Here is a 5,199-nt window from a genome sequence, read left to right as displayed (position 1 = left end):
GCGGGGGGACGGCGCGGATCGGGGATCGGCGCGGCATCGACCGGCGCATCCGGGACGACGGCAGCCGAACGGGGGTAGACCGGGCCGGTCACCGCGAGTTTCCCTCGGGATACACAATGTCCGGCACGCTCGAAACGTACCAGCACGGTGGATTAAGGAGCTAGCACACCCCGCACATAGCGGCCTTTTTCAACCAGCTGGCGTAGTCAGGTCGGGTAACCCGGGTCGGTATCTGATCGCACCCGTTGCCCGTTCGTGATCCACGTGGCCCGAGAGCGGAGCGGGCCGGCCAGCCGACTGGCGGCCGCCGTGATCGCGACGGCGGCGAGCAGCACCACCGCCGGCTCGGCGGCGGCCCGGAACCGGGTGGTGCCGTACACGACCACCGTCGCCAGACTCAGCGTGATGGGCACCGCCAGCAGGGGCAGCAACGTGGTCCGGCGGCGGCGCAGCACGACCACGCCGCCGACCGCGGCCACCTCCAGCACCCACAGCGCGACCATCCCGATCCGGCTCAGGCTCAGCGGCCGCAGCTCGATCGTGTCGAGGTGAACCTGCTGCCACGGGCGATAGACGCCCCAGGTGCGGCCGAGGCGGGCGGCGGCCACCGCGGGCAGCCGGTCGGAATGGTCTCGGATGTAGTCGTAGGCCGCACGCCGGTAGAAGACGTCGCGCTCGGAGCGTTCCTGGGGCGACGACGGCAGCGCCAACACGCAGTCGAACGACCACCAGCCGAGATCGCGCCCGGAGTACGTCGCCGGGCAGTGGGTGACGGCCAGGGTGGAGCCGAGGCCGGTGGACAGGTACTCCGGCTCGTGGAACCGCGACAGGTTGTAGCCCACCCAGGGGGCCACGGCGACCATGCTCGTCGCGGCCGCCACGGCCAGCAGGCCGACGCGGCGTCGCCAGGGCACGCCACGGGCCATCGTGACGAGCGGCACGACGAGTACGAGGGCCAGCAGCGCCAGTTCGGCTCGGGCGAGCATCACCGCCGCCAGCGCCAGCCCGAGCCAGGCCGCCTCGGCGAACCCCCGACGGTCGGCGAAGCGGTAGGCGGCCAGGGTGATCCAGGCGCACGTCAGAATGCCGGTCGTCTCGGACATCACCAGTGGGTCGTTGAGCCACATACCGGGATAGACCGCCGCGATCCCGGCGGCCACCAGGCCGGTGGCGGGGCCGGCGATCCGGCGCCCGGCGAGCGCTACTAGCACTATCGAGCCAACCCCCAGCAGGCAGGAAAAAACCTGATGGGACAGGAAGCTGGTGAAGCCCAGCAGCGACGGGACGGCCAGCAGGAGGCTGGTCAGCGGCGGGTGCTGGGCGTCGGCGACATAGCGCCCGGACAGGCGCAGCTCGTACGGGTCGGGCCAGCCCCGGCCGTCGGCGAAGAGGTTCGCCGCCTCGTGGTAGTAGAACGGATCGCCCTGCACCGCCGCCAGGTGCAGCCAGTGGAACAGGTAGAACAGCCGGATCCCGAGGCCCAGCAGGCAGATCGCCGCCACCCCGAGGTACCACCGTCGCGGCCGCCCGACCCACCCGGGCGCGGGCTGCGCGACGGACGGCAGCGCCGCGATGGCACCGGGGGCCGGCTCGGGAACCTCCGGCGACACCGGCGCCAACCCCACCGTCCGCGGCTGCCCCGCCGTGGTCTCAGACACGCGCGGAAGGTACCAACGCGCCGGTTCCGGGCAGACAACGCGTCCGGCATCAAGGCCGCAAACATACCGCGCGTGCACGGCGTGACGCCGTTGCGATTAGCCTTTCCGCTCGGACGTCCTGATGCGATCGGGGTCGGCGAGCCGCGGAGGCGGAGCCGGTACGGAGCCGGCCGAGTTCGCACGGCAGCCGCCGCACCGGTTCCACGGCCCGATGGCGCCCCGGCGACGACGAGGAGGGACCAGGCTGACCAGCAACGACGCCGACACCGTCCCGCTGGCGTCCGGGGATCGGCAGCGGCGGGCGTCTCCCGCACGGCAGGCCGACACCACCCCGATCGGCACCCGCACGGGCGGGCCGCGTAACCCGGCCGGTGGGCCGCCGCCTCGGCATTCGGCAACGGAGCGTGAGGAGCACGTTGGTGACGGCCGGAGCGGCACCGGCCGGTCGCGCCGGGATCAGCCCGCGGGGCGCCACGAGCGGGCCGCGGCCGAGCGCCAGCCCGAGCCCCCCGCCCAGCGGCCCGAGTCCCGCCTGCGCCGCAATGAGCCGCGCTTCCAGCTGGCGACGCAGCAGCGCACCGCAGCCGGCCGCGGGCCGGCCCGGCCATCGACCCGGCCATCGACGCGGCCGCCGACCCGGCCCGAGGACGACCTCGATGCCACCGGCCCGGTCCTCGCTCCGCTGGGCCACCTGCCCGCCCTCGACGGGCTGCGCGCGTTCGCCGTCATGGCCGTCATCGCCTACCACGCGGGCATCTCGTGGATGCCCGGCGGCCTGCTCGGCGTTGACACCTTCTTCGTGCTCTCGGGCTTCCTGATCACCGGGCTGCTCATCACCGAGTACCGCAACACCCGGCGCATCGACCTGCGTAGCTTCTGGGTCCGCCGGTCCCGCCGCCTGATGCCGGCCCTGCTGGTCCTGCTGATCGGGGTGGCGGCGTACGCCCGGTGGATCGCCGCCCCGGGCGACGTCGGCACGCTGCGCCTGGACGCCCTGTCCACGCTGCTGTACGTCGCGAACTGGCGTTTCGCCCTGTCCGACCAGAGCTACTTCAACCACTTCTCGGCGCCCTCTCCGCTGCTGCACACCTGGTCGCTGTCCGTCGAGGAACAGTTCTACGTCCTGTGGCCGCTGATCGTGTTCCTGCTCATGCGGCACAGCGCACGCACAGTCGATCGCTGGCGCCGCCAGCGCCAGAAGGCCCAGTCGCTGGCGTTGACGGTGGCCGTGCTCGGCGCGGAGGCGTCTGCGCTGGCCGGCCTCGCCCTGCTCCTGATCGGCACCGATCCGTCCCGGATCTATTACGGCACCGACAGCCGCTCCCAGGCGCTGCTGGTCGGAGCCGCGCTGGCGGTGTGGCGGGGGCAGCGGACGAAGCCGATCTCGGCGCGGGCCCGGTCGGTCATGTCGGTCGTCGGCTGCCTGGCGGGCGCGGCGATGATCGTCATCTGGACGACGGTGAGCGGGGAGAGCCGTGCGCTCTACGCCGGCGGGTTCCTCGGGGTCGCCATCGTCGTGATGCTGCTCGTCGCCTCGCTCGTCGAGGCGCCCAAGGGGCCGGTGTCGAAGCTGCTCGCCTGGGCCCCGCTGACCTTCATCGGCCGGATCTCCTATGGCCTGTACCTGTGGCACTGGCCGGTCTTCCTCACCCTGACCGCCACCCGGACCGGCACTGACGGCGCGGTCCTGCTGCTGCTGCGACTGGGCGCCACGCTGGCCATCACGCTCGCGTCGTTCCACCTGGTGGAGGACCCGATCCGCCGCCGCCGGATCCGGCTGCCGAAGCCGCGGCTGACCGTGCCCGCCGCGTTCGCCGGGGTCCTCGCGGTAATCCTGGTAGCCACGGCGGGCACCTCGTCGTCGGTGCGCACCCCGGCCCAGCTGGCGGCGCTCGCCGAGCGGGCGGCCGCCTCCCCGCAGCCCGCCGTCACCGTGCGCACCGGCGGCGGTGCGCCCATCAAGGTGCTGCTGGGCGGCGACTCGGTGGCGCTCACGCTGGGCTTCAGCGGCTTCTCCTCGATGGCCGCAGAACAGGGCATCGAGATCCACGACTTCTCCAAGCTCGGCTGCGGGGTGGCCCGCGGCATGGAGCGACGCATCCTCGGCGAGGCCGGACCGACGACCGACGGCTGCGACCAGTGGCCGCAGCGCTTCGCCCAACGCGTCAACGAGGTCAACCCGGCGCTCGCGCTGCTGCTCGTCGGCCGCTGGGAGGTCACCGACCAGTTGCGCGACGGCCGCTGGACGCACATCGGTGACCCGGCGTTCGACGCCTATCTCGGCCGCGAGCTGGATCTTGCGATCACCACGCTTGGAGCCAAAGGCGCAAAAGTGGTACTTCTTACCACCCCGATCTTCAAGCCGACCGAGGCTCCGGACGGCAGCATCTACCCGGAGACGAAGGCCAGCCGGGTCGAGCGCTTCAACGTGCTGCTGCGCGAGGCCGCGGCCCGCCACCCGGGCACGAGAATGATCGACATCACCTCCATTCTCACTCCGGGCAACAAGTACGTCGACGAGCTGGACGGCGTCCGGCTGCGAGACGACGACGGAGTGCACATCTCGGATGGCGGCGCCCGGCGCATCGGGACCGCGATCATTCCGCAGCTTCTTCGGATCGCCCGAGGGTCGGCGGCCGACGCCACGGCCCCGCAGACCGCGGGAACGGGACCCGGCTGACCGGCCCGGTTTACCTGACGCTAACCTTCCGCCCAGTACCACCGGGTGGTCTACAGGAGGATCGACGTGCCGCGTGCGCTGATTACCGGGATTACCGGCCAGGACGGGTTGTATCTGGGTGAGTTGTTGACCGCGAAGGGTTATGAGGTGTTCGGGTTGGTTCGTGGGCAGTCCAACCCGAAGGTGGCGGTGGTGGAGCGGGTGGTGCCGGGGGTGGTGTTGTTGGAGGGCGATCTGACGGATCTTTCTTCGTTGATCGGTGCGGTGGAGATCTCGCAGCCGGACGAGGTGTACAACCTTGGGGCGATCTCGTTCGTCGGACTGTCGTGGAAGCAGGCGGAGTTGACGGGGGAGACGACGGGGATGGGGGTGTTGCGGGTGTTGGAGGCGTTGCGGATCGCGGGTGGTAACGACATGTCGGGTGTGCGGTTTTATCAGGCGTCGTCGTCGGAGATGTTCGGGAAGGTGCGGGAGACGCCGCAGCGGGAGTCGACGCCTTTTCATCCGCGGTCGCCGTATGGGGTGGCGAAGACGTTCGGGCATTATTTGACGGTGAACTACCGGGAGTCGTACGGGGCGTTTGCGTGTTCGGGGTTGCTGTTTAATCACGAGTCGCCGCGGCGGGGGATCGAGTTTGTGACGCGGAAGATTTCGCGGGCGGTGGCGCGGATCTCGTTGGGGTTGCAGGACTCGTTGACGCTGGGGAACCTGGAGTCGCGGCGGGACTGGGGTTTCGCGGGGGATTATGTGGAGGCGATGTGGCGGATGTTGCAGCAGGACACCCCGGATGACTATGTGGTGGCGACGGGGGTGACGCATAGTATTCGGGAGTTGTTGGATACGGCGTTCGGGCGGGTGGGG

3 protein-coding genes are annotated in these 5,199 nt (G+C 70.9%); 2 read left to right on the top strand and 1 reads right to left on the bottom strand.

Translation table 11 applies throughout. The annotated features are described in order from the left end of the window. Nucleotides 1-206 precede the first annotated feature (206 nt). Nucleotides 207-1,565: a glycosyltransferase family 39 protein gene (locus NBZ85_RS27320; RefSeq protein WP_264762360.1), complete on the bottom strand. Its 1,359-nt coding sequence runs from the start codon at nt 1,563-1,565 to the stop codon at nt 207-209. A 304-nt stretch (nt 1,566-1,869) separates the two neighbouring features. Here NBZ85_RS27320 and NBZ85_RS27315 point away from each other — a divergent pair, with 304 nt between their 5' ends. After that, nucleotides 1,870-4,338 (top strand): DUF459 domain-containing protein, encoded by a 2,469-nt coding sequence (locus tag NBZ85_RS27315; protein ID WP_261562882.1) that lies wholly within the window; start codon nt 1,870-1,872, stop codon nt 4,336-4,338. Between the two features lie 66 nt (nt 4,339-4,404). Further along, nucleotides 4,405-5,199 (top strand): GDP-mannose 4,6-dehydratase (locus NBZ85_RS27310; RefSeq protein WP_261562880.1); only part of this gene is annotated, 795 nt, incomplete at its 3' end.

Source organism: Frankia tisae, from assembly GCF_025403405.1.
Taxonomy (GTDB): Bacteria; Actinomycetota; Actinomycetes; order Frankiales; family Frankiaceae; genus Frankia; species Frankia tisai.
This window is presented reverse-complemented; position numbering and strand designations above follow the sequence as displayed.

Excerpts from the sequence above, each read along its gene's own strand:
- NBZ85_RS27315 (WP_261562882.1), top strand. The coding sequence starts at position 1,870 with ATGGCGCCCCGGCGACGACGAGGAGGGACCAGGCTGACCAGCAACGAC.